The organism is Novosphingobium endophyticum (assembly GCF_014640675.1).
Taxonomy (GTDB): Bacteria; Pseudomonadota; Alphaproteobacteria; order Sphingomonadales; family Sphingomonadaceae; genus Novosphingobium; species Novosphingobium endophyticum.
This window is the reverse complement of sequence record NZ_BMHK01000009.1, coordinates 112,145-135,657: the sequence shown is the minus strand read 5'-3', so window position 1 is coordinate 135,657 and position 23,513 is coordinate 112,145. Positions and strand designations below refer to the sequence as shown.

Genomic DNA, 23,513 nt, shown 5'->3' with positions numbered 1-23,513 from the left:
AGGCGTGAATATCATTCTGCTGGGGCCGCCGGGGGCGGGCAAGGGAACCCAGGCACAGCGTCTTGTGGAACGGCACGGAATGCGTCAGCTCTCGACCGGCGACATGCTTCGTGCGGCCGTGAAGGCAGGTACGCCCACGGGCCTCGATGCGAAGGCGGTGATGGAGCGCGGCGAGCTGGTTTCCGACGCCATCGTCTCCGCGCTGATCGGCGAGGAACTCGACGCGATGGGGCCAGGCGTGGGCGCCATTTTTGACGGCTATCCCCGCACCGCCGCGCAGGCCGAATCGCTCGACGCCATCCTCGCGGAGCGGGGGCGCAAACTCGACCACGTGATCGAACTGGTCGTCGACGAGGAGGCACTGGTCGAGCGGATCACCGGCCGCTTCACTTGCGCGTCGTGCGGCAAGGGCTACCACGACAAGTTCGAGCAGCCGAAGATCCCCGGTACTTGCGACAAGTGCGGGGGAACGGAGTTCAAGCGCCGGCCTGACGACAATGCGGAGACCGTCCGCACGCGCCTGGCCGAGTATCGCGCCAAGACTGCGCCGATTCTGCCGATTTATGAGGCGCGCGGGATCGTCGCGAAGATCGACGGCATGGCGGACATGGATGACGTGACCGTCGCGATCGAGGGCGTTCTGGCGTCCTGAGGGCGGTTTGAGCGGCGGTGTCGACCGACGAACTGGTGTGGGGAGGCAAGAGATGAGATCGCTTCTTGCATGCGCTTTGGCCCTGGCTGCCTTCGCTTCCGGGCCGGTTGCGGCGAAAGTCGTCGAAGTCTCGGATCGCGGCTTCGTCGTGCGCCATGTGGCCGAGGTTCCCGCCGATGCGGCAGAGAGCTGGGATGTGCTGCTCGAGCCTTCGCAGTGGTGGGATTCGGAGCACACCTGGTCGGGATCGGCGGCGAACCTGTCGATCGATCCGCGTGCCGGCGGTTGCTTTTGTGAAGTCCTGCCCAACAAGGAATCTCCCAGGGCAGCGCCTCGCGGCTCGGTGGAGCACATGCGGGTCGTCTTCGTCGAGCAAGGCCGCGCGCTGCGCATGGCGGGCGCGCTGGGGCCGCTTCAGGCAGACGCTGCCGAGGGTACGATGACTGTCCTGCTCAAGCCTGCGGCCGACGGCAAGGGAGCCCGGATCCAGCTCGAATATATCGTGGGCGGATATGTCCGCCCCTCATACGAAGCGCTGGCGCCGGCGGTGGACGGTGTTCTCGGCAATCAGGTCAAGCGTCTCGCCGGCAAGCTGGGCGGGAGGATCGCGGAAACCTCGCCGGAGCAGGGGGCGGACTCCGGCTCGGGTGGCGAGGAATCCGGAGAGGCGGCTTCCGAGATGATCGGCCGCTGAGCGGGGCCGGCCAGGCGGCGTTTTTTGACTGAACGTCGCGGATGCGATATTAGCATGGCCAGGGATCGCAGATTGCCGCCAGCCTTGGTCGGGCAAAGTGTTTCTGATCGTCCTGCGGGCGTTGACAGGTGCTGCGAATCGTTTTAAGCGCGCCCTTCACTCGAAAACCATGGTAAGTCCGGATGGCCAAAACCACGCGTGTTTCAGGCATCGTGTGTGTCGCCTACCGGGCCGTTGCCATTTCCTGTTGTTTGGGTGTTGAGCGTTGAGATGGGGCGCGCGCCAGCGTTCCCTGTGGAGCATGGAGATTTAAGTGGCTCGTATTGCCGGGGTGAACATCCCCACCAACAAGCGCGTGATTATCGCGCTTACCTATATCCACGGTATCGGTCGTACCAAGGCCCTGGCGATCGCCGACAAGCTCGGTATCGATCACAGCCGCCGTATTCAGGATCTTTCGGATGCCGAAGTGCTCCAGATCCGTGAATCCATCGACGCCGATCACATGGTCGAGGGTGACCTTCGTCGTGAGACGGCGATGAACATCAAGCGCCTGATGGATCTCGCCTGCTATCGCGGCCTGCGTCATCGCAAGGGGCTTCCCGTTCGTGGCCAGCGCACGCACACCAATGCGCGCACCCGCAAGGGCAAGGCCAAGCCGATCGCCGGCAAGAAGAAGTAAGCCGCCGAACCGGTATACGGTTCCCGCAGCGATTTATCGACAGGATACACGGACATGGCACGCGAACCCCAGCGCATCAAGCGCCGCGAACGCAAGAACATCACTAGCGGCATCGCGCATGTGAATGCCAGCTTCAACAACACGATGGTGACCATCACCGACGCTCAGGGCAATGCGATCAGCTGGTCCTCGGCCGGCATGATGGGCTTCAAGGGCAGCCGCAAGTCGACTCCCTACGCCGCGCAGGTCGCCGCCGACGATGCCGGCAAGAAGGCAGCCGAGCACGGCGTGCGCACGCTCGAAGTCGAGGTCAAGGGCCCGGGATCGGGCCGCGAGAGCGCCCTGCGGGCCTTGCAGGCCGTGGGCTTCACCATTACCTCGATCCGCGACGTGACGCCGATCCCGCACAACGGCGTCCGCCCCTCAAAGCGCCGCCGCGTCTGATCGAGCCCAACGGGCGACGAACCGGTCGTCGTCTGCTTCCGGATCGTCCCAGGCCTTTCCAACCGGCCTTGGGGCGTAACCGCCATCGAAATCCCAGGGGAAGTCCATGACTGTCAACATCAAGAACTGGCAGGAACTCAAGAAGCCGAACAGCCTTGAGATCAAGCCGGGACCAGACCCCAAGCTGAAGGCGACGTTCGTTGCCGAACCTCTCGAGCGCGGCTTCGGCCTGACGCTCGGTAACGCGCTGCGCCGCGTGCTGCTCTCCTCGCTCCAGGGCGCGGCCATCACCTCGATCAAGATCGAGAACGTCCTGCACGAGTTCAGCTCGCTTGCCGGCGTGCGCGAGGACGTCACCGACATCGTCCTCAACGTGAAGCAGATCGCGCTCAAGATGCAGGGCGAGGGGCCGAAGCGCCTCCAGCTTTCCGTTACTGGCCCGGCCGAGGTCAAGGCCGGCGACATCGCCGTCTCGGGCGATATCGAGGTCATGAACAAGAACCTCGTAATCTGCCACCTCGACGAGGGTGCGACGCTCAACATGGAACTGACCGCCGATACCGGCAAGGGCTATGTTCCGGCCGTGTCGAACCGTCCGGTCGATGCGCCGATCGGTCTGATCCCGGTCGACTCGCTCTACTCGCCGGTACGCCAGGTCAGCTACAAGGTCGAGAATGCCCGCATCGGTCAGGAGCTTGACTTCGACAAGCTCAACCTCACGGTCGAGACCGACGGCACCGTCACCCCTGAAGATGCCGTGGCCTATGCCGCGCGCATCCTTCAGGACCAGCTCGCGCTGTTCGTCCACTTCGAGGACATCGCCCCGGTCGGCGCGCCGCAGATGATCGGCATGGCCGCGGCCGCGCCGGAAGAGAGCGACACCAACCAGCTCAACCGTTACCTGCTCAAGAAGGTCGACGAGCTGGAGTTGTCGGTGCGTTCGGCGAACTGCCTCAAGAACGACAACATCATCTACATCGGCGATCTCGTGCAGAAGACCGAGGCCGAGATGCTCCGTACGCCGAACTTCGGTCGCAAGTCGCTCAACGAGATCAAGGAAGTTCTTTCCTCGATGGGCCTGCGCCTCGGCATGGACATCCCGGGCTGGCCGCCCGAGAACATCGAAGAGATGGCCAAGAAGCTCGAGCAGGAACTGCTGGGCTAAGCATTACGTCATCCCGGCGAAAGCCGGGACCGCTGGCGGTCTTTAGACGCGAGGCCGTGCGTAGACACCGCCAGCGGTCCCGGATCAAGTCCGGGATGACGAGGTTTTGGGTAAACGGTGGGACCCTCAACAACCACCAGGACCGGGGTACCTGATACGGCCCCCTTACGAACGGAGTACAAGAAATGCGTCATAAAATGGGTGGCCGCAAACTGCAGCGCAAATCCGGCCACCGCGCCGCGCTGCTGCGCAACATGGCCGCCGCGCTCATCAAGCACGAGCAAATCCAGACCACCACGCCCAAGGCGAAGGAACTGCGCCCCTACATCGAGAAGCTGATTACGCTGGCCAAGCGTGGGGGCCTGTCGAATCGCCGTCTCGCGCATTCGCGCCTGATGGACGAGACGCAGGAAAAGAAGCTCTTCGAGGTTCTCGCCGAACGTTATGCCGGCCGCAACGGCGGTTACACGCGCATCATCAAGGCAGGCATCCGCGCTTCGGACGCGGCTCCGATCGCGATCATCGAACTCGTCGACCGCGACGTCGATGCCAAGGGTCAGGATTCCGGCCCGGTGATGAACGAGGCGGAGGAATACGCAGAGGCCTGAGCCACAGCTGGCCATCGCAAACATTGCACGAGCGGTCGCGAGTGATAGACTCGCGGCCGTTTTTGCGTCCGGGATTGGGAGATAACGCATGCGGCGCCTGAAGGCGTGTGTCGCTTTGATCGCGGGGGGCTTGTCGCTCGCGTCGGCAACGTCCATCTGCGGTGCGACCATGCCTGACCTGACTTACCCCGAATCCCGCCGCGACTCGATCGTCGAAGATCACTTCGGCGAGAAGGTCCCCGATCCCTACCGCTGGCTTGAGGCGGATGTGCGCAATTCCCCCGAGGTGGCCGACTGGATCGCGCGGGAGAACGCCGTCACCGATGCCTATCTCGACAGTCTGCCGTATCGCGCTCGCTTGGCCAATCGCATCCGCGCCTTCATGGACTACGAGCGCTTTGGCCTGCCGGAGAAGGCCGGCGGCCGCTACTTCTACACGCGCAACACGGGGCTGCAGCCGCAGGCACAGCTTTTCGTTCGCAAGGGCCTCGACGGCGAGGCGAAGCTGCTGCTCGATCCCAACACATGGGCGAAGGACGGCGCCACCGCGCTCGATGCCTGGGAGCCTTCGCGGAAGGGCCGATATCTTCTCTACAGCGTGCAGGACGGCGGCACCGACTGGCGCATCCTGCGTGTGCTCGATGTGCGCACCGGAAAGCCGCTAGCCGACGAGATCCGCTGGGCCAAGTTCACCGGCTTGTCCTGGATTGGCGAGGAGGGTTTTCTCTACTCGCGCTTTCCCGAGCCGGACGAGGGAGCGGCCTTCCAGGGACTGAACTACAACCACACCGTCTATTTCCACCGGCTCGGCACGCCGCAGAGCGAGGACGAGGTGGTCTTCGCGACGCCCGATCACCCGGAATACAATCACTTCGCGCAAGTGACACAGGACGGGCGGCTTGCGGTGATCACGACCTCCGTTGGCACCGACGCCCGGTATGAAGTCGCGGTGATCGATCTCGCCCGGCGTGAGAGGCACGAATGGAAGGCGCGCCAGATCGTCGCGGGATTCAGGGACGACTGGAAGCTCGTCGAAGGTTCAGGGCAGCATCTCTGGTTCGTGACCAACAAGGATGCGCCGAGATACCGGCTGGTGGGTATCGATCTCGCTGACCGTAATCCCGATTGGAACGAAGTCGTCGCGCAGCGCACGGATATTCTCGAAAGGGCCGGGATCGTCGGCGACCAACTCGTGCTCAACTATATGCGCGACGCGGCCAGTCACGCCGAGGTCGTCGGTCTCGACGGAAGGCCGGCCCGCACCATCACCCTGAACGGAATCGGCACGGCCTCGGGCTTTCGCGGCAGGCCGGGGGATCCCGAAACCTTCTACGCGTTCTCCAGCTTCAACTGCCCTGCCGCGATCTACCGCATGGACATCGCCTCGGGGCAGACCCAGCCTTTCGCGGAACCGAAGCTGTGCTTCAATTCCAGCGACTACGTGGTTGAGCAACACTTCTATGCCTCGAAGGATGGCACTCGCGTGCCGATGTTCATTGTACGCGGCAGAAAAGTGGCGGAGGCAGGCAAGCCGGTGCCGACGCTGCTTTACGGCTACGGCGGTTTCGACATAGCGCTTACCCCGAGTTTCTCGGCGGTCAGGATGGCATGGCTCGAGGCCGGCGGGGCCTTCGCGCTCGCCAACCTGCGCGGCGGCGGCGAGTATGGGCGCGAGTGGCACGATGCCGGCCGGCGCGCGAACAAGCAGAACGTCTTCGATGATTTCATTGCTGCCAGCGAATACCTGATCGGCCAGGGCATCGCGAAGAAGGACGGCCTCGCAATCCAGGGCGGGTCGAACGGCGGCCTGCTTGTCGGCGCGGTCGTGAACCAGCGACCAGACCTCTATGCCGCCGCAGTTGCCCAGGTGGGCGTGATGGACATGCTGCGCTTCGATCGCTTCACCGCGGGGCGTTATTGGGTGGATGACTACGGTTATCCGGATCGGGAGGAGGATTTTCGCATCCTTCGGTCCTATTCGCCCTATCACAATATCCGCCATGGGGCGGACTATCCGGCGATCCTGGTGACGACGGCGGACACCGACGACCGCGTCGTGCCCGGCCACTCGTTCAAGTACACGGCGGCGCTGCAGGCGGCCGAAATCGGCGACAGGCCGCATCTGATTCGTATCGAGACCCGCGCGGGCCACGGCTCGGGAAAACCTACGGACAAGGTGATCGAAGAAGGTGCGGACATTCTGGCTTTCCTCGCGCAGTGGACCGGACTGGCGATTCAGTCTCCGGATTAATTGTTCATAAAAACTCGACATTACCTGAATGGCGACTGTCGGCAGGGTTCAGGCTCGTCTCATGGCCGCCCGCGTAGAACATCCTCAATGGCCGGACACGATCGTTCGGCGGAATAAGGATGTGAAAGCCATGGAAAAGCTCACCAGGATCATGGTCGGAACCTTGGCTGCCGGTGCCATGGCGGCCTCGACGGCCACCCCGGCAATTGCGCGGGATCACGGTAACGGCATCGACGCGGGCGACGTGATCGCGGGCGCGCTGGTCATTGGCGGCATTGCCGCGGTGGCGGCCGCCGCAAGCCGCGACAACGACCGCTATGATTATCGTTACGGCCGGGATTATCGGGCGCGCTACGACTACGGTCGTTCCGGCGACGGGCGCGGCGTGGGTTCCCGCGATGCGGTCGAACGGTGCGTGCGCGCTGCTGAGCAGACCGCCAGCCGTTACAGCTACGGCGCGCGCGCGAAGGTGACCGACGTTCGCGATATCGACCGCAAGCGGTACGGCTACCGCGTCAAGGGCCGCATCGCGGTCAATGCCATGGGGCGTGACTGGCGTTCGGGCGACGGCTACTACGGTCGAGGCTGGGGCCGCGACTATCGCGGCTGGAACAGCTCGCTACGCGGCTATGACGCCGGTTCTTTCGAGTGCAAGGTCGACTGGCGCGGCCGCGTCGCGGATCTCGACTTCAAGGGCATTCGCGGTCTCTAGAAGCAGGTGGGGGCGGATGGGCGGTTCATGCCGAGGCAAGCATGAACCGTCTATCGAACATTAGTATCGGGCGCGTGCGCGCCGGGTGTGGGATTTGCCTGCCATGAACAAGTTTCGTTCGCGTGCCGCCGTTTCGATTGCCGCTCTGGCGGCGTTTTCCATGACCGCAGCCCCGGCGCTCGCGCGCGGCCATGGGGACTGGAGCCGCCACCGTCACCACCACCGCGACCGGATCGACGGAGGCGACGTGCTGGCCGGCCTGCTCATCATCGGCGGGATCGCCGCGATCGCCAGTGTGGCCAGCAAGTCTTCCACGGACCGAAACACCGATGATCGCTACCGCTATCCGGGCGGTCCGGAATACGGCGAGAGCGACGATCGCGGCTATGATGATGCCGATCGCGGCGCGCGCCCGGATTATCCGGGCGCAGGTGCGCCAGGCAGCTTTGACGAGGCGGTGGAACGCTGCGCGGACGAGATCGAAAATGGCGATCGCCGGATCGCGACCGTCGACAACGTGGGCCGCATGGGCGATCGCTACAGCGTCGAAGGGCGCCTGGAGGATGATCGCGGCTTTGCCTGCAGAGTCGACGAGGATGGCCGAGTGCGATCCGTTTCCGTCGACGGCCGTGCCATGCTGTAAACCTTTTCTGCCCTTGAATCGTCGGGGTTTGAGCACGATGTGCTATTCTTGAGCAGCGTTGCCCTGGGTAGGCTGACACGGCGCTGATTGACAGGAAACACGCATGACGACGGCCCACATCAATGCGATCGGCACCGCCGTGCCGCCGCATCAGGTTCACGATGCCTTTCTCGGTTTCGTGCGCCAGATGGTGGACGATCCCCGAAAGCTGCGGCTGTTCGACCGGATGGCATCGCTTTCCGGCATCGAGCGGCGTTTTTCCTTCATAGAGCCCGACGTTCTTGAAGATGGTCTGGTCACCGACCGAGATCGGTTTTACGGCCCCGGCGACTGGCCCTCGACCGGTGCGCGCATGGCGCGGTACGAGAAGCATGCTCCCGAACTCGCGCTGGAAGCCATTGGAGCGCTCACACCCGACATTGCCGGAGAGGGCGTTACCCACCTCATCGTGGCTTCCTGTACGGGCTTCATCGCGCCGGGGCTGGACCAGCTTATCGTCGCGGCGACCGGGATCGACCCGTCGGTGGAACGTACCGTGGTCGGCTTCATGGGCTGCTACGCTGCCGTCAACTCACTGCGGCTGGCGCATCACATCGTGCGGTCGGAGCCGGACGCGCGCGTGCTGGTGGTCAATGTGGAGCTGTGCACACTCCATTTCCAGCGCACGCAGGATATCGAAAGGCTCCTGTCCATGCTGCTGTTCGGCGACGCGGCAAGCGCGGCACTGGTTACAGCCGAGCCTTCCGGCATTGCCCTCACCGACTTTCGTGCCGGCGCGATACCCGGCTCGGCGGAAGCGATCACCTGGCGGATCGCCGACCAGGGCTTCGACATGCATCTGGACGGGAGAGTCCCGGCCCTGATCGCGGAAGCGTTGCGGCTGGAACGTGATCGCAACGATACGCAAGGCATACTGCGCGGGCAGGCGCCGTCCGACGTCGACCTCTGGGCCGTTCACGCCGGCGGGCGCACGGTGCTGGACGCGGTGGAGCGCGCGCTGGAGCTTCCCGCCGACGCATTGCAGCCCTCGCGCGATGTCTTGCGCCAGTTTGGCAACGTATCCTCGGCGACGCTGATGTTTGTGCTCGGAGCGATGCTCGCGCGCCGCGAAGCGGGTGACGGGGGCTCGAATGGCGAAGGGGGCTCGAATGGCCTCGCTATGGCTTTCGGGCCGGGGCTTGCGGCTGAGACCTTCCGCTTCAGGATGCTCTAGGCACCGTGGTCAATCTTCGCCATCGACGCCATGAACCGGAACTGATGGATGGCGAAGACGTCTCACAGCAGGAATTCGCCGCCTGCATCGAGGATCTGGCGCGGGTCAACACAATCACGCGGGCCCGGCCGCCCACGCTCGACTTTATCCGCCGGGCGCTGAAGGCAACCCCGGAAAGCCGCATCCTTACCATTGTCGATGTAGGTTACGGCGCAGGAGACATGCTTCAGGCGATCTCGTGGCTCGCGGCGAAGGAAGGGCGGGGCGTGAGGCTGATCGGTTTCGACATCAATCCACGCAGCGAACCCGTCGCCCGGCGGCTGGCGACGGCTGACATGAAGATCGACTTTCGCACGGGAGACGCCTTCACGATGGCCGCGCATGAGCCGGTCGACATCGTCATCAGCTCCCTCGTGACGCACCACATGGAAGACGGTGATATCGTCCGTTTCCTGCAATGGATGGAAGCGCGCGCGCGGCTGGGATGGTTCGTGAACGACCTGCACCGGCACTGGCTTTCCTATCACGGCTTCCGGGTTCTGGCGGCCGCGATGCGCTGGCATCGCTTCGTGCGGCACGACGGACCGCTTTCGATCGCGCGGGCCTTCCGCAAGGACGACTGGAATCGCCTGTTGCGGGAAGCGGGGCTCCCCAGGGCGCGGCTGCGGTGGAAATTCCCTTTCCGTTACTGCGTCGAGCGAGCGCAATGGTGAGCGAGGTGCTGATCCTGGGCGGGGGGCTGGCCGGTGCATCCGCCGCGCTGGAACTGGCGCGAGCCGATGTCCCGGTGCGGCTGCTCGAACGGGAAACAGGTCCGCATCACAAGGTCTGCGGGGAATTTCTCTCCATCGAAGCCCAGCACGACTTGCGCCGGCTGGGCCTCGATCCCGTCCGGCTCGGCGCCGTTCCCGTCGATCGGGTCAGGCTGGTGAGCGGCGGAACCCGGATCGAAGCGGCCTTGCCCTTTCAGGCGCTCGGTCTCAGCCGCAAATGTCTGGACGAGGCCTTGCTGGAGGCTGCCCAAAGCGAGGGCGCGCAAGTCGAACGCGGCGTGAAGGTGATCGCGCTTGAGGAGGGCAAGATCGCCACCAGCACCGGTTCGCGCACCGCAGAGCGCGTATTTCTCGCCACGGGAAAGCATGAGATTCGGGGAGCAAGGCGGGATGCCGGCTCGGGCGCAGACTACATCGGCTTCAAGATGCACTGGCGCCTGGCCCCCCGCCGGATGTCGGAAGTCGGAAGCGCGATAGAACTGGCTCCGTTCGATGGCGGCTACGCCGGCCTGCAATGCGTCGCGCACGATGTGCTGAACTTGTGCCTGCTCGTGCGGCGAGAGCGATTCGCGCGGCTCGGTGGACATTGGGAGGATCTTCTGGCCGAACTCATGCGGGCGCCTCATCTTGAGCGCCTGCTCGGCGATGCGGAGGCCGTGTTCTCGCGCCCGCTGACGATCGCCAACCTTCCCTACGGCTATGTTTGCGATCCGGTCTCTCCGCTGCCGCCGGGGGTATTCCGTCTGGGCGACCAGGCCGCGATCACCGCCCCGCTTACCGGTGACGGCATGGCCATCGCCACGCGCAGCGCCCGGCTTGCCGTAGCGTGCCTGAGAGCCGGCAGCGGCCCGGCGGAATACCATGGGAAATTGCAGGAGCTGGTCCGCTCGCAAGTCACGCGTGCCATGCTGCTTCAGCGAGCGGTCGAATTGCCGCTGGCGATTCGGTGCGTTGCCGGACTGCTGGGCCTGTGGCCGGGCGTGCTGGGAAGGTTGGCCGGCATGACGCGCCTTGCGCAAGTGCCCCCGATGTAGGGCCGCTTGCGGTGCGCGAAGAAAAATGTCTGGTAGCCAGGAACGGAACGGGCCTTGTGCTGTTATCGCCAGTGAAGGCCGGCGTGGCATCGCCCACCCCCTCCCGCTGCTGCGCTGGCCGACTTTTTCCCTGAAATTCAGGAAGCGGGCGCCGCGTCCGGAAGGTGCTCTTCGCTACGGACTATTCGGACCGGAGGGCGAGGACGACGCGGCCGTGTCCGGCGCGGACAAGGCCGATCTGTTCGGCGGCGGCTTCGCTCAGGTCGATCACACGGTTGCCGTGGAAGGGGCCACGGTCGTTGATGGTGACGATCACCGATTCGCCGGTCTTCTCATACGTCACACGCACTTTGCTGCCGAAGGGCAGGGTGCGGTGCGCGGCGGTAAGGGCATCGGGATCGAAGCGCTCACCGCTGGCGGTACGGTTTCCGGCGAGTTCGTCGCCATAGTAGCTTGCCACGCCCGATCCAATCGGATCGAAAGTCGGCGCAGATTCGATGGGGCGCGCGGGCGCGATTTCGGCAAGGGCCGGTGCGGTGTCCGCAATGGCGATGTCCTCGGCGAGCACGGGGCCTGTAAGCGGGAGCGTGACCAGCGCCGCGACGGCGGCGAAAAGGCCTGCTCTCCGGTTGCCCGGTCTGACTGCTGCCAAGATGTCCCACTCCGTCCCGTTGCGGCGTGGGCGGACTCCTACACATCGATTGCGGGCCTGGGCACCCATGCGGAAGCGGCCCGTCGCGCTTTGGCAACGGGCCGCCGGAATGCGTTAAGTGTTTGAGACGACTCAGGAAGCGTCGCGCTGCGCCAGCAGGCGCAGGCGCAGGGCATTGAGCTTGATGAAGCCTGCCGCGTCCTTCTGGTCGTAGGCGCCGGCATCGTCTTCGAACGTGACGTGCCGTTCCGAGTAGAGCGAATCGGGTGATTTGCGGCCAACCACCGAGGCCATGCCCTTGTAGAGCTTGAGCCGGACAGTGCCGTTGACGCGTTGCTGGCTGTGGTCGATCGCGGCCTGCAGCATCTCGCGCTCCGGAGCGAACCAGAAGCCGTTGTAGATGAGTTCGGCATACTTCGGCATCAGCTCGTCCTTGAGGTGCGCCGCGCCGCGATCGAGCGTGATCTGCTCGATCCCGCGGTGGGCGGCGGCGTAGATCGTGCCGCCCGGCGTCTCGTACACTCCGCGCGACTTCATGCCGACGAAGCGGTTCTCGACAAGGTCCAGCCGGCCGATGCCGTGCTTGCGACCCAGCTCGTTGAGCGCCGTGAGCAGGGTGGCGGGGCTCATCGCCTCGCCGTTCAGGGCAACGCCGTCGCCCTTCGCGAAGTCGATGGTGATGTATTCGGGCTGGTCAGGCGCGTCCTCGGGATTGACGGTGCGCGAATAGACGTAGTCCGGCGTTTCTTCCCACGGATCTTCCAGCACCTTGCCCTCCGAGGAGGTGTGCAGAAGGTTGGCGTCGGTGGAGAAGGGGCTTTCGCCGCGCTTGTCCTTGGGGACGGGGATCTGGTGCGATTCTGCCCAGGCGATGAGCGCGGTGCGGCTGGTCAGCTCCCATTCGCGCCACGGGGCGATGACCTTGATGTTCGGGTCGAGCGCGTAGGCCGACAGCTCGAAGCGGACCTGGTCGTTGCCCTTGCCCGTCGCGCCATGCGCGACAGCATCCGCGCCGGTCTCATGCGCGATCTCGATCAGACGCTTGGAGATCAGCGGGCGGGCGATCGAGGTGCCGAGCAGGTAGTCGCCCTCGTAGCGGGCATTGGCGCGGAACATGGGGAAGACGAAATCGCGCACGAATTCCTCGCGCAGGTCGTCGATGTAGATGTGCTTGTCCGGCACGCCCATCAGCTTGGCCTTCGCGCGCGCGGGCTCCAGCTCCTCGCCCTGGCCGAGGTCGGCGGTGAACGTCACCACCTCGCAATTATAGGTGACTTGCAGCCACTTGAGGATGACGCTGGTATCGAGACCGCCTGAATAGGCGAGGACGACCTTCTTGATCTCGGACATGAGGCTGGCGTGCTCCGCTGGAATCGACGCTGGAATTGCGACGCGCGCCTAACAGCACAGGGCCTACTTCGCAATGGCGGGATGCGATTGACCGGGCAACAGCTCCGCCTCGCGCTGCGCCATGTAGCCCCGCGTCAGCGGAAGCGCGCGTCGGCTGCGAATGTACTGGATCTGATAGTTGCACATGCTGCCGCTCTCGAACGCGGCGGTCGCGCCGGCAAGGTAGAATGTCCACATGCGGTAGAATCGAACGCCGTAGAGCGAGATAATCTCATCCTTTTGGGCCACGCATCGCTTGTACCATTCGCGCAAGGTCATCGCGTAATGCAGGCGCAGGTTCTCGACGTCGGCGGCGATCAGCCGCGAGCGTTCGCTGGCGGCGAGGGTTTCGCTGAGCGCCGGGATGTAGCCGCCGGGAAAGATGTACCTGCGGGTAAAGGCGTCGGTCGCGCCCGGCCCGCCCATCCGTCCGATCGTGTGGAGCAGCATGACGCCCTGGTCCACGAGCATCGCGGCGCAATCGCGGAAGAAGCGATTGAACTGCGCCTGCCCGACATGCTCGAACATGCCCACCGAGACGATCCGGTCGAACTTCTCGCCGCGCGCGGCAAGGTCCCGGTAGTCGACCAGCTCGAAGCGGACGCGATCGGAAACGCCTGCCGCGTGGGCGCGCTGGCGGGCCAGGGCGAGCTGTTCCTCGCTCAAGGTGATGCCAAGCACTTCCGACCCGAAATGGCGCGCGATGTAGATCGCCATGCCGCCCCAGCCGCATCCGATGTCCAGTACGCGCTGGCCGGCCGCCAGCGCGAGCTTGGACGTGATGTGCGCAAGCTTGGCTTCCTGCGCCTCCTCGAGCGTCATATCCTCGCCCTTGTCCGCTCCGGGCCAGTAGGCGCAGCTATACTGCATGTGCTCGCCGTCGAGGAACAGCGTGTAAAGATCGTTGCCGATGTCGTAGTGGCGCGCGATGTTCGCCTTGGCCCGCGCGGCCCGGTTTATCCCGTCGATCACGGTCATCGCGCGCGCGGCCAACCGCGCGAGCCGGGAGCCTTCACCGAACCGCCCGCCACGATCCCAAGGTCGGTTGGCCCGCAGCAACTCGACCAGTTGCATGATATCGCCGCGTTCGATCACCAGGCGGCCGTCCATGAAGGCTTCGGCCGCGCCGAGCCGGGGGTCCATCACCACCTTGCGCTGTGCCGCCGCGCTGAGGAAACGCACCGCGACTTCGGGGAAACCCGGCATCGGCGTTCCGAACAGGCGACGGTTGCCGTCCGCGAAGTGAACCTCCAGAACGCCCTTGCGCACGGCTCTGCCAAGAAACCTTTCCAGCAATTTCTTAGACATATGCGTCTGACCTCTCTTGGGAACCCAAATCCCGGATTGATCAGGAGCCGGCTTTGTTAACCGTGTTCCAGCAGTTCTGCGATGCTATACCCGATCATTCTGGGACTATTTGCTCTTTGAGATCAACCTACAAGGTCATTGCCGCGCCAGAAACAGTACGTCGCGCGGCTGTGCGAGCAGGTGTTGCCCGGAATCGACGAAGACGGTCTCGCCGCTCGCGAGCCAGCCTTCGGCGAGAAACAGAGCGGTGCCGGCAATGTCCTGCGGCGTCGTCCTGCGGCCCAGCAGGTTCATCCGGTGCGAGATTTCGGTCTCCGCCTCGGTCTGGTCATGGCTGGCGAGGATCGCGCCGGGCGCGATGGCGTAGATGCGGTCGCGCGGATCGGCCCGCGCCATGGAGAGCATCGGTACCGTGGCTGACATTGCGTGCTTGCTCATCGTGTAGGAAAAGAAGTCCGGGTTCGGATTGCGCAGCTTCTGGTCGGTGACGTGGATCACGCGGCGTCCACCGCCAACGCGAGCATGTTCCAGAAAGTTTTGTGCAAGACGGGCGGGGGTGGCGGCATTGACCCGCATGGCGCGTTCGAACGTGGCCGGATCGAGCGCCTGCGCTGTGTCGAGATCGAACATGGCGGCGCAATTGACCAGCGCGCGCCAGTCCTCCAGCCGCCCGGCCAGCTCTCGGACCATGGCCGGCCCCGCGTCCCAGTCGCCGAGTTCGCAATTGACGGTTTCGGCCGAGGGCAGTTCGTCCGCCAGCGCCTCGGCCTGCGCACGCGATTTGCCGTAGTGAATCACCACATGCCATCCCGCCTTGCCGAAAGCACGCGACATGGCCGCGCCGATTCGCTTGGCGCCGCCTGTGACGAGTATCGCGGGCCGCGTGCTCACAGGCGGCTCGCCACTTCGAACGCAGGTTTACAAGGTTTACATTGTCGAGGAGAAGGAAATCGGGGCCGCTCACCCGTCGGGCCCGCCGACGCCGGACGGTCGGGGCGTTCAACAAAATTGGTCACTTCGCGCATGCCGCCATTGGAGCATAGCGCGGCGTCGTAGGAAAGGGCCGGGCAAGTACTTCGCGTATGCGATCCCGCGCGGCCGGACGATCGCCGCGCCATTCATCCACGAGGCATCGTTTCCCTCCGACCCGTGACGGCGGACCACGCCGGAGCGGTACTTTCAAAAGCAATTTCATAGATTTAAATAAATATTTGATTTTGCGTGACGTTTCGACCGGCATTGATAATATATACTTAATTTCACTTGAATGAATGCACGATGATTCGGGAGATTGACATGAAAATTGCTTCCGTTGGTCGTTTTCTTGTTCTTCTGTGTGACGGCAAAGCGCGCTTTCATGCTTACAGGGCGGTGCTTCAGTATCGCAGCTCGCCGGAACGCAATTGCCCGATCTGCGGCTTTCACGGCCGCTTTGTCGCTGCCGGCCATAAAATGCGCTTTGACTGCCGCTGTCCCCGATGCCGGTCCGTGGAACGCCACCGACTGTTTGCGCTTGCGGTCCAACGGAACGTCATTTCCTTCCGCGATGCCGATGTACTGCATTTCGCGCCAGACCCGTTCGTCACCAGGCTTATCGAGGGCGACGAACCACGATCACACCTGACCTGCGACCTCAAGCCCGGGCGGGCGGACGTCGTCCAGAATATTGAAAAACTTGAGTTCGACAGCGACAGCTTTGATCGGATTGTCTGTTCGCACGTACTCGAGCATGTCGATGACCGTGCCGCACTAGCGGAACTGTACCGTGTACTCCGCCCGGGCGGGTTGGCAATATTGTCGGTACCCATCATCGAGGGATGGGCGCAGTCCTATGAGGATTCCTCGATAGTCAGCGAACAGGAACGGTCTCTGCACTTTGGCCAGTGCGATCACGTGCGTTACTACGGATCGGACTTTCGGGACCGCGTCAGAGAGGCCGGCTTCTCCCTCGATGAATTTACCTCGCATGGAAAAGACTGCGCGCGATACGGGCTGACGCCCGGCGGAAAGCTGTTTCTGGGCACCAAGTAACGGCTCGGATTCCCGAAGCTACTGGCGGGGCGGGCGGAAGGTCGGGCTCATCCGCGCGATGACGGCCAGGGATGTCGGCATACTTGTGCTGACTTGATCCCTGACCGCCGGCGGCCGGAAAATGCGCGGGGGCCTAGCGGCAGCGGGGGCGCGAGTTGTTTCGGTCGACCTCGCGGCCGAGCAGGGCGCCGGCCGCCGCGCCTACGATCGTGCCCGTAGCGCGGTCGCCGCGGGTGTCGATCGCACGGCCGACCAGCGCTCCGGCTACGCCGCCTATCAGGAGCCCGGTCGTGCCGTCGGACTTGCGGCAGTAATAGCGGCCGTTGTCGCCGCGCCAGTAGCGGATACCATTGTCGGTCTTGTGATAATGGTGGCGCGAATGCCGGTCATGGGCCTGGGCGGGGGTGACCGCCACGACGGTGGCCGGGACGGCGAGGGCCGCCATGGTGGCGGCGATAATGGCGTTGCGCATGTTGTGACCCTGATCCTTTTGCTGTTGATGTGGCGCTTGGCGCTCGTTCTTTGTTCACCGCTCCACAACGGAAGATGAACGAATTAGCGGGCCGGGGAATTCACGCCGAATGGAGGCGCGGCAGCGGTGAACCGGTGCGCTACCTCAGGTCCGAAAACGGGGCAGTCCGCCTGAAAATCAGCGGCAGCGAAGGTCGCCCCGGTCGATCGCTCGGCCCAGCAGGCCGCCGGCCACCCCGCCAAGGATCGCGCCGAGCGTTCTGTCTCCGTTTCCGGCGAGTTCATGCCCCGCCAGCGCGCCCACGCCGGCGCCGATGATCAGGCCGGTCGTGCCATTGTCGCGGCGGCAGTAATAGCGCCCGTCCCGTCCCCGCCAGACACGGTCGCGGTAGGTGATGCGGCGCGGCTCCAGATAGCGGCCGCGCGAATCGTAGAGCCGGTGCCGTTCCTTATCGCGATAGCCGTGGGCCGGCGCCCAGGGCGGCGGCTCGGCGGCGGCCGGCGCGGCCGGCAGCGTGAGCGTGGCGGCCGCCAGTGCCAGAAGGGTCTTCTTCATGTCTGGTCCTCCTGCATATGACTGAACCCAAGGAGATAACACTGGTTCGTCATTGCCAAACGCCGGATGAACCATTCGTTGCGTTGCGGCGAAGGGAGACAGAAGGAACGTATCCTGCGATGAAGTGGGCCACAACGGTGAAAGGAAGCGGCGAGTGAAGGTCGATCTGGTCGATGTTTTCGGCTCCGAGCCACTGAGCGGTAATCCGCTTGCCGTCGTTCACGGCGGTGAAGGGCTGGACGACAGGGCCATGCAGCGGTTGACCCGCTGGCTTGGTTTTTCCGAAACGACCTTTCTTCTGCCGCCCGGCGATCCCGAGGCCGATTACCGCGTACGCATCTTTTATCCGGCAGGCGAACTGCCGTTTGCGGGCCATCCCACGCTGGGCACGGCCCACGCCTGGCTGGCGGCGGGCGGTGTGCCGAAGCAGCCCGGCCGGGTTATGCAGGAATGCGCCGTCGGCCTTATCGAAGTGCGCCAGGAGGGTGAGCAGATGGCATTCCGTGCTCCGCCGCTCTTGCGCTCGGGACCGCTTGACATTGACGACCGGGGCGCGGCGATCCGGCTGACGGGAGTGGATGAGGCGCAGGTCATCGCAGCTGTTCATGCCTGCAACGGTCCCGACTGGAAGCTGCTGCACTTGCGTTCGGCGCGGGACGTGCTTGCCGCCGATCCGGCGGCGCGCGTGCCGGTCCCGACCGAACTCGCCTTGCTGGGTCCTTGCGCGCCGGGTGAGGCCGCGCAGTGGGAAGTGCGCGCCTTTTTCGCCGATCCGACCGGCAAGCTGGTCGAGGATCCGGTTACGGGAAGCCTCAACGCGGCGGTGGCGCAGTACCTGTTCGGCGCCGGGCTTGCGCAGGGCAGCTACCTTGCCGCTCAAGGTCGCAAGGTCGGTGCAGACGGGCTGGTCCATTGCACGCAGGATGCGGATGGCGGCGTGTGGATTGCCGGGCGAGTGGAGACCGTGTCACGCGGAGGGGAGCTTCAGGGGTGGGGGTGGGCCTGACCCGGAGCGCCCGCACAGAAAAAGGCCCTCCCGCAAGCGGGAGGGCCACGAAACTTGCCGAACCGCGGACGAGGATCGTCGCGGCGGGGCAGGGCCGCGCTAGCCTGCCTTCTTCGGCAGCGCGATTTCGGCCACGCCCAGGCACATCTTCACGCCCTTCTGGTTCTGCATGAGGTGCTTGACCTGAACGAGATGGCGGCCTTCGTCGTCGACCATCTTGTCGACCACTTCGGCAGTCTGGATGGTGATGTCGCCCGTCAGTGCGGGGCCGCGGTAGTTCGCGGTGGAATGCACGACCATGCCGTGCTCGCCCGCCCAGCCGGAAAGGAAGTCGGTCACCCATGAGCCCATCGAGGCGCCGTAGCCATAGCCGCGCGGCATGCCAATGCGGCGGGCGTATTTGGGGAACAGGTGCCCGCGCGACGGGCCGTAATAGGCGCCATCGGTGAGGAAGGGGTTCACCTTCATCATGTCGGGGTCATTCTCGTAGCCGGCCATTTCGCGCGTAAAGCCCAATGCCTCGAGGTCATTCTTGCGAAAGGCGATCGCGCCCCAGGTGTTCATGATATAGGCGCGCCACTCGGTCGCGAAGCTGGCGAGCGAGTGCGGGCCGAAGACGCGTTCGGGAAGCTGGTCGCCGACATTCACGTCGTCCCACCAGCGTTCCTTGTGGCCCAGGTCATGAAGCATCTGCACCCAGGCGAAGACCCGCTGTTCTACGTCGTGCAGTTCCTCGTCCGTCCACTCGGGATCGTTGAAGTCCGCCTCGTTGACGGAGGCGCCGCCGGCATGAGCGTTATAGCGCAGCGCGGTGGAGCGCTGCTTGGCGATCGGGTCGCCGTCCTGGTTGTAGTAGTTGTTGTCGCCGCGCTGGAAGCAGGTCGGGCCGAATCCGGTTTCCTTGACGGTATAGTCGAAAGGAATGCGCTCGTTGCGGACGACGTCTCCTGCCTTGATGCGCGTGTCGTGGAACCACCATTCGTCTCCGGCGAAGAGCAGGTGCGAATTGGGAATGCAGCCCACGCAGGCCGGCGCGGCGCCGTGGCCATCGTCGGTCGCGATGGAAAAGCTTTGCGGCGCGACGAGCCCGCCCCAGCGGCTCGCGGCGGCATAATCCGGGTCGAAGTGCAGCAGGTTGGCGTAGTGCATGGCGTGGACCCAGCGCCGGATATCGTTGTTGGCGATGGGCTCGCGCAGGGGCGAGAAGTCCATGACCTTGCCCAGGTACTGGTCGATGTCGGAGCAATCGAAAACGGCGTCGCTCATCTCAGCTGGTATCCTCTTTCGTGTCGGTGCCGTTCATGCCGACCGCACGGAGCCTTGTGCAAGGCACAACTACGCTGTCCGGCACGTACATCGCGCGGGCGTTGCTGCACGGCGTCCCCCCTCGCGCACCGGATCAGGCGGGCGACAGGCTCAGGCGTTGAGGCGCTGGTCCGGCTGCGCGCCGCCTCTCTGTGCCATCCAGCCCAGCACATCCTCATAGGGCATCGGCCGGCAGATGCCATAGCCCTGTCCGGCGTTGCACCCCAGAGACGTCAGCATCTGCTGGACCTCCGGCGTTTCCACGCCCTCGGCCACGAGCCCGATGCCCAGGCTCTCGCACAGCACGACGAGGCTGTTCACCAGCGACTGATCGAAGCGGCTTTCGGTGAAGCGGGTGATGAAGGACCGGTCGATCTTGATCTCGCTGATGGCGAATTCGCGCAAGTAGCCGAACGAGGTGAAGCCCGATCCGAAGTCGTCGATGGAAAGCCGGATGCCGCGTTCCCTCAGCCGTTCGATCACGCGCTGCGCCTGCGCCGGATTGGCGATCAGCGCGGTTTCGGTGAGTTCCAGCGTGACCCGCTCGGGATCGACATGGTGACGGGCAATCACTTCGTGCAGGTTGTCGACGAAGTTCGACCGTTCGAGCATGCGCGCGGAGATGTTGATGGAGATCGAGGCTCCGTCGATCCGGTCCTGTATCCGTGCGAACTGCCCGAGCACCTTGTTGAGACAGTGCGTGGTGAAAGGTTCGAGCAGGGGCGATTGCTCGATCGTGTCGATCAACTGGTCAGCCGGTACCGGCTGGTCGCCCGGATGGCGCCAGCGTACCAGCACTTCGAAGCCGAGCACGCGGCCGCTGCTCATGTCGACCTTGGGTTGCCAGTGCCAGTCGATCGAATCGCGGGCCATGGCGCGTTCCAGGTCCTCGAGCATGCCCTTGCGGTCGAGCGACTTCATCCGCCTGATGGTGCTGTCGTTCGCCAGAACCAGCTTGTCGATGCCGCGCTTGGCCTCGTACATCGCATCGTCGGCGGCCGAGAGCAGCGCAGGGGGAGAGCAGTCCAGCTCTGGACACAGCGCGATCCCGATCGACGCGCCGACGCTCAGCATGCGGCTCCCGCAGAGGATGGGCTGCTCGATCAGGCCGATAAGCTTCGCGCCCATCTGCAGTGCCAGTTCATTCGTGTCGATGTTCTGAAGCAGAACCGCGAATTCATCTCCGCCCAGACGCGCAACGGTATCGACTTCGCGCAGGTTCGTGCGCAGGCGGTGGGCGATCGTGGTCAACGTCATGTCGCCGGTGGCATGGCCGAAGCTGTCGTTGATCTCCTTGAAGCGGTCGAGATCCAGCATCAGCACCGCGAAGGGATCGCCATGGCGCTTGGCGCGCGCGCAGCTCTGGCCGAGGCGGTCGAAGAACAGGGTGCGGTTGGGTAGGTCAGTGAGCGGGTCGTGGAGGCTGCGGTAGGTCAGCTCCTCTTCGGCGCGGCGCAGTTCGTGCCGGTACTTGCGCCACGCCAGCCCTTCCTCGAGCGAGGCGAGCACCTGCCCTTCGGAGAGCTGGCGCTTGGCGAGGAACTCGGTCATGCCGGATTTGATGGAGGCCGCGGCGACCTGTTCGCTGCCGTTGCCGGTCACCGCGACGATCGGACAGTCCGGGTCGATCTCGGCGCGGATCATCGGCACGAGATCGCGTCCGTCCCCGTCCTGCAGGCCGAAGTCGAGAAAAACGATGTCGAAATGGCTCGCCGGACTGCGGATAACGCGCAGTGCCTCGGCGTGCGAGGCAGCTTCGGTGATCTGGATCGGGCGCGGACTCTGCCGCAGCATTCGGATCAGGCGTTCGCGGTCCACGTCGTCGTCATCGACGATCAGGACCGACAGGGCCCGGGTGCCGTCTTGCGGGATATCCGTGGCAGGGTGCCTCGGCGGGGAGAGGTGCCGGCCCGTCACGGCAGTTTCTGGGTCCGGGCGTAGTCGGTCATGAACTCGGAGAGCAGGGCGAACTGCGGGCCGACGGCCGACTTGACCATGTAGCCCGCCACCTGCTCATCGTAGGCGCGGAAGCGGTCCTGATCGCGCGCGGAAGTGGTCAGGACGAAAACCACGGTTCGCCTGAGCGCACAATCGGCGCGCAGGGCCTCGAGGAACTGGAAACCGTCCATGCCGGGCATGTTGAGGTCGAGCAGGACGACGACGGGCGTTTCCAGCCGCTTGGCGGGATGCGTTCCGCGCAGGATCGCGAGCGCTTCCTCGCCGTCGCCGGCGGTCAGCGTCCGGCAGGGGACCTCGTGCTTGCGAAAGCTGCGGAGAACGCCTTCGAGCGCGACGTCGTCGTCGACCACCAGGACCGTGCAGCCTCCCGTACGGCTGTCATTCATCGTCGACCTCCCTCAGCAGGATGCGCGGCCAGTGGATTTCGAAGCAGGCGCCGCTGAGCGTGCCGCGCCCGGTGCCTTCACCCTGGACTACCGTGATCATACCGCCGTGGGCATTGATCACGCGCTGGGTGATGGCGAGGCCCACCCCGTCACCCTCCGTGCCCGGGGAGGCGCGGTGGAACAGCTTGAAGATGCGCTTCTCGCTGCCCGGCGTGATGCCCTGACCGTCGTCTTCGACAGTGAAGACGGCAAACCGGCCCTCCTCGCGCATGGCGACACGGATTTTGCCCGAACGGGCGCCGTGGTGTTTGACCGAATTGCCGATCAGGTTACGCAGCGAAGTGGAAAGCGGCGCGCGCGGGGCGGTGATGTCACTGCCGACGACGTCGACTTCGACAGTGAAGCTTTCCGGGAGCATGGCCATGGCGATGGCTTCCGCGATCAGGTCCTGCGGGTCGATGCGTTCCATGGCGGTGTCGCGCGTTCCGGCGCGGGCATAGTCGAGCAGGTCGTCGATCATCTGTTCGGCGCGTGCGATGCGAAGCGCGATGCGGTCAAAGTTATGGCGCACGTCCTCGGGCAGGTTGTCCTCGCCCAGGTCCTCGCGAATCCAGCTTACCAGATCGCCGATGCCGCGCAGCGGAGAGCGCAAGTCGTGGCTGGCGACGTACGTGAATTCCTCCAGTTGCGCGTTGGTCTGCTGTAGCGCGCTTTCCGCGCCCTTGCGCTGGGAGATATTGCTGACCGTCGCCATGAACAGCGGCTTGCTGGCCGTTTCCAGCTTGCTGAGGGCGATCTCGACCGGGATCTCCTGGCCCGAGCTGTGCAGCCCGGTAAGATCCCGGCCCGAACCCATCATCCGCGAGGTGGGGTCGGCCAGATAGCCTTCGACATGATGGCCATGCGCTTCGCGGTACCGGTCCGGAAGCAGCATTTCCAGCGGCTGGCCGACGAGGTCCTCGTATTCATAGCCGAATTCGGTCGCCAGGGTGCGGTTGGCCTGGACGATGCGCTGGCGGCTGTCGACGACGAGGAGGGCGAGCGGAAGGTTCTCGAATATCTGCGTGAAACGCCTTTCCGCGATGATCTGGCGGGTGAGACTCTGGACGTAGATGATGGCGGACTGTTCGTATTCCTCGGACAGCGTGGCGATCGTCATCTCGACGGTCTGGCTCGCTCCGTCGAGCCCGAACAGCGTGAATTGACGCACCCACCCCGACCGGGCTTCGTCCGGGGCGGCGAAATGGAGGTCGAGCATCTGCCGGAGCGTGTCCGCCTCGTCCTCGCCCAGCCAGGTGTAGACCAGCGAATGGCGCAGCGAGGCAGGGTCGGACTCCGCCAGAAGCGTGGCAAGCGCGGAGTTCGCCCAGGAGACGACGCCCGCGGCGTCGACCACCATCGCGCCGACCGGCGCCTGCGCGAGCGCGGCATGAACGTCGGCCCTGATATGCGTTTCGGCCGTCACCGGTGCTTCCCTTGCCAGTGAGGGGTGGAAGGCCCTTTGCCTTTACCCCCTCGTTCCCGGCCAAGGAGTCGCCCCGAATTTGCCCTTGAGGGAAGAGGTAACTGATCCGATCCG

At 64.6% G+C, this 23,513-nt stretch carries 24 protein-coding genes; 14 read left to right on the top strand and 10 right to left on the bottom strand.

Annotation, left to right across the window (positions count from 1 at the left end; all coding sequences use genetic code 11):
- Positions 1–4: 4 nt before the first annotated feature.
- From IEX32_RS08950 to IEX32_RS08895, 12 genes are all read left to right on the top strand, one after another.
- Positions 5–652: an adenylate kinase gene (locus IEX32_RS08950; protein ID WP_188770598.1), complete on the top strand. Its 648-nt coding sequence runs from the start codon at positions 5–7 to the stop codon at positions 650–652.
- A gap of 52 nt (positions 653–704) precedes the next feature.
- Positions 705–1,346 (top strand): SRPBCC family protein, encoded by a 642-nt coding sequence (locus IEX32_RS08945; RefSeq protein WP_188770596.1) that lies wholly within the window; start codon positions 705–707, stop codon positions 1,344–1,346.
- A 313-nt stretch (positions 1,347–1,659) separates the two neighbouring features.
- Positions 1,660–2,028, top strand: coding sequence for a 30S ribosomal protein S13 (rpsM, locus tag IEX32_RS08940; protein ID WP_188770594.1), 369 nt, complete (start codon positions 1,660–1,662; stop codon positions 2,026–2,028).
- Between the two features lie 54 nt (positions 2,029–2,082).
- Positions 2,083–2,472 carry a 30S ribosomal protein S11 gene (rpsK, locus tag IEX32_RS08935; RefSeq protein WP_007011846.1) on the top strand — a complete coding sequence of 130 codons (390 nt, stop codon included), beginning with the start codon at positions 2,083–2,085 and terminating at the stop codon, positions 2,470–2,472.
- 106 nt (positions 2,473–2,578) lie between these two features.
- Entirely contained in the window at positions 2,579–3,637 is a 1,059-nt protein-coding gene (locus IEX32_RS08930; protein WP_188770592.1) for a DNA-directed RNA polymerase subunit alpha, read from the top strand.
- Between the two features lie 185 nt (positions 3,638–3,822).
- Positions 3,823–4,245 carry a 50S ribosomal protein L17 gene (gene rplQ / locus IEX32_RS08925; protein ID WP_188770590.1) on the top strand — a complete coding sequence of 141 codons (423 nt, stop codon included), beginning with the start codon at positions 3,823–3,825 and terminating at the stop codon, positions 4,243–4,245.
- Positions 4,246–4,333: 88 nt separating this feature from the next.
- Positions 4,334–6,496, top strand: a complete 2,163-nt coding sequence (locus IEX32_RS08920; protein ID WP_188770588.1) for a prolyl oligopeptidase family serine peptidase — start codon at positions 4,334–4,336, stop codon at positions 6,494–6,496.
- A gap of 130 nt (positions 6,497–6,626) precedes the next feature.
- On the top strand, positions 6,627–7,208 hold the full coding sequence (locus tag IEX32_RS08915; RefSeq protein ID WP_188770586.1) for a hypothetical protein: 582 nt from the start codon (positions 6,627–6,629) through the stop codon (positions 7,206–7,208).
- 103 nt (positions 7,209–7,311) lie between these two features.
- Entirely contained in the window at positions 7,312–7,851 is a 540-nt protein-coding gene (locus IEX32_RS08910; RefSeq protein WP_229736266.1) for a hypothetical protein, read from the top strand.
- A 103-nt stretch (positions 7,852–7,954) separates the two neighbouring features.
- A complete protein-coding gene (locus IEX32_RS08905; RefSeq protein WP_188770584.1) occupies positions 7,955–9,064 on the top strand; it encodes a type III polyketide synthase in 1,110 nt (369 codons plus the stop codon).
- Positions 9,065–9,108: 44 nt separating this feature from the next.
- Positions 9,109–9,777, top strand: a complete 669-nt coding sequence (locus tag IEX32_RS08900) for a methyltransferase domain-containing protein (RefSeq protein ID WP_188770583.1) — start codon at positions 9,109–9,111, stop codon at positions 9,775–9,777.
- The gene (locus tag IEX32_RS08895) at positions 9,774–10,871 is read left to right on the top strand and encodes an NAD(P)/FAD-dependent oxidoreductase (protein ID WP_188770581.1); all 1,098 of its coding nucleotides are present in this window, start codon (positions 9,774–9,776) and stop codon (positions 10,869–10,871) included. Before IEX32_RS08900 ends, IEX32_RS08895 begins: the two co-directional genes overlap by 4 nt.
- A 181-nt stretch (positions 10,872–11,052) precedes the next feature.
- Here the strand turns inward: IEX32_RS08895 and IEX32_RS20640 are convergent, their stop codons facing one another.
- From IEX32_RS20640 to IEX32_RS08875, 4 genes are all read right to left on the bottom strand, one after another.
- Entirely contained in the window at positions 11,053–11,523 is a 471-nt protein-coding gene (locus IEX32_RS20640; RefSeq protein WP_229736265.1) for a septal ring lytic transglycosylase RlpA family protein, read from the bottom strand.
- Between the two features lie 132 nt (positions 11,524–11,655).
- On the bottom strand, positions 11,656–12,873 hold the full coding sequence (locus IEX32_RS08885; protein ID WP_188770578.1) for an argininosuccinate synthase: 1,218 nt from the start codon (positions 12,871–12,873) through the stop codon (positions 11,656–11,658).
- Positions 12,874–12,936: 63 nt separating this feature from the next.
- The gene (locus IEX32_RS08880) at positions 12,937–14,220 is read right to left on the bottom strand and encodes an SAM-dependent methyltransferase (protein WP_188770576.1); all 1,284 of its coding nucleotides are present in this window, start codon (positions 14,218–14,220) and stop codon (positions 12,937–12,939) included.
- A 135-nt stretch (positions 14,221–14,355) separates the two neighbouring features.
- A complete protein-coding gene (locus IEX32_RS08875; protein WP_188770574.1) occupies positions 14,356–15,111 on the bottom strand; it encodes an SDR family oxidoreductase in 756 nt (251 codons plus the stop codon).
- Positions 15,112–15,516: 405 nt separating this feature from the next.
- Here IEX32_RS08875 and IEX32_RS08870 point away from each other — a divergent pair, with 405 nt between their 5' ends.
- Complete coding sequence (locus tag IEX32_RS08870) at positions 15,517–16,251, top strand: methyltransferase domain-containing protein (protein ID WP_188770571.1); 735 nt, start codon at positions 15,517–15,519, stop codon at positions 16,249–16,251.
- A 133-nt stretch (positions 16,252–16,384) separates the two neighbouring features.
- Here the strand turns inward: IEX32_RS08870 and IEX32_RS08865 are convergent, their stop codons facing one another.
- Positions 16,385–16,723: a glycine zipper 2TM domain-containing protein gene (locus tag IEX32_RS08865; RefSeq protein WP_188770569.1), complete on the bottom strand. Its 339-nt coding sequence runs from the start codon at positions 16,721–16,723 to the stop codon at positions 16,385–16,387.
- 177 nt (positions 16,724–16,900) lie between these two features.
- On the bottom strand, positions 16,901–17,278 hold the full coding sequence (locus tag IEX32_RS08860; protein WP_188770566.1) for a glycine zipper 2TM domain-containing protein: 378 nt from the start codon (positions 17,276–17,278) through the stop codon (positions 16,901–16,903).
- 154 nt (positions 17,279–17,432) lie between these two features.
- Here IEX32_RS08860 and IEX32_RS08855 point away from each other — a divergent pair, with 154 nt between their 5' ends.
- Positions 17,433–18,284: a PhzF family phenazine biosynthesis protein gene (locus IEX32_RS08855; RefSeq protein ID WP_188770565.1), complete on the top strand. Its 852-nt coding sequence runs from the start codon at positions 17,433–17,435 to the stop codon at positions 18,282–18,284.
- A 99-nt stretch (positions 18,285–18,383) separates the two neighbouring features.
- Here IEX32_RS08855 and IEX32_RS08850 read toward each other — a convergent pair whose 3' ends face one another.
- The 4 genes from IEX32_RS08850 to IEX32_RS08835 form a co-directional block, all read right to left on the bottom strand.
- Complete coding sequence (locus IEX32_RS08850; RefSeq protein ID WP_188770563.1) at positions 18,384–19,550, bottom strand: FAS1-like dehydratase domain-containing protein; 1,167 nt, start codon at positions 19,548–19,550, stop codon at positions 18,384–18,386.
- 150 nt (positions 19,551–19,700) lie between these two features.
- A complete protein-coding gene (locus IEX32_RS08845; RefSeq protein WP_229736264.1) occupies positions 19,701–21,506 on the bottom strand; it encodes a putative bifunctional diguanylate cyclase/phosphodiesterase in 1,806 nt (601 codons plus the stop codon).
- Positions 21,503–21,934 carry a response regulator gene (locus tag IEX32_RS08840; protein WP_188770560.1) on the bottom strand — a complete coding sequence of 144 codons (432 nt, stop codon included), beginning with the start codon at positions 21,932–21,934 and terminating at the stop codon, positions 21,503–21,505. The genes IEX32_RS08845 and IEX32_RS08840 overlap by 4 nt, the downstream gene beginning before the upstream one ends.
- A complete protein-coding gene (locus IEX32_RS08835; protein ID WP_229736263.1) occupies positions 21,927–23,399 on the bottom strand; it encodes a sensor histidine kinase in 1,473 nt (490 codons plus the stop codon). The genes IEX32_RS08840 and IEX32_RS08835 overlap by 8 nt, the downstream gene beginning before the upstream one ends.
- Positions 23,400–23,513: the final 114 nt, after the last annotated feature.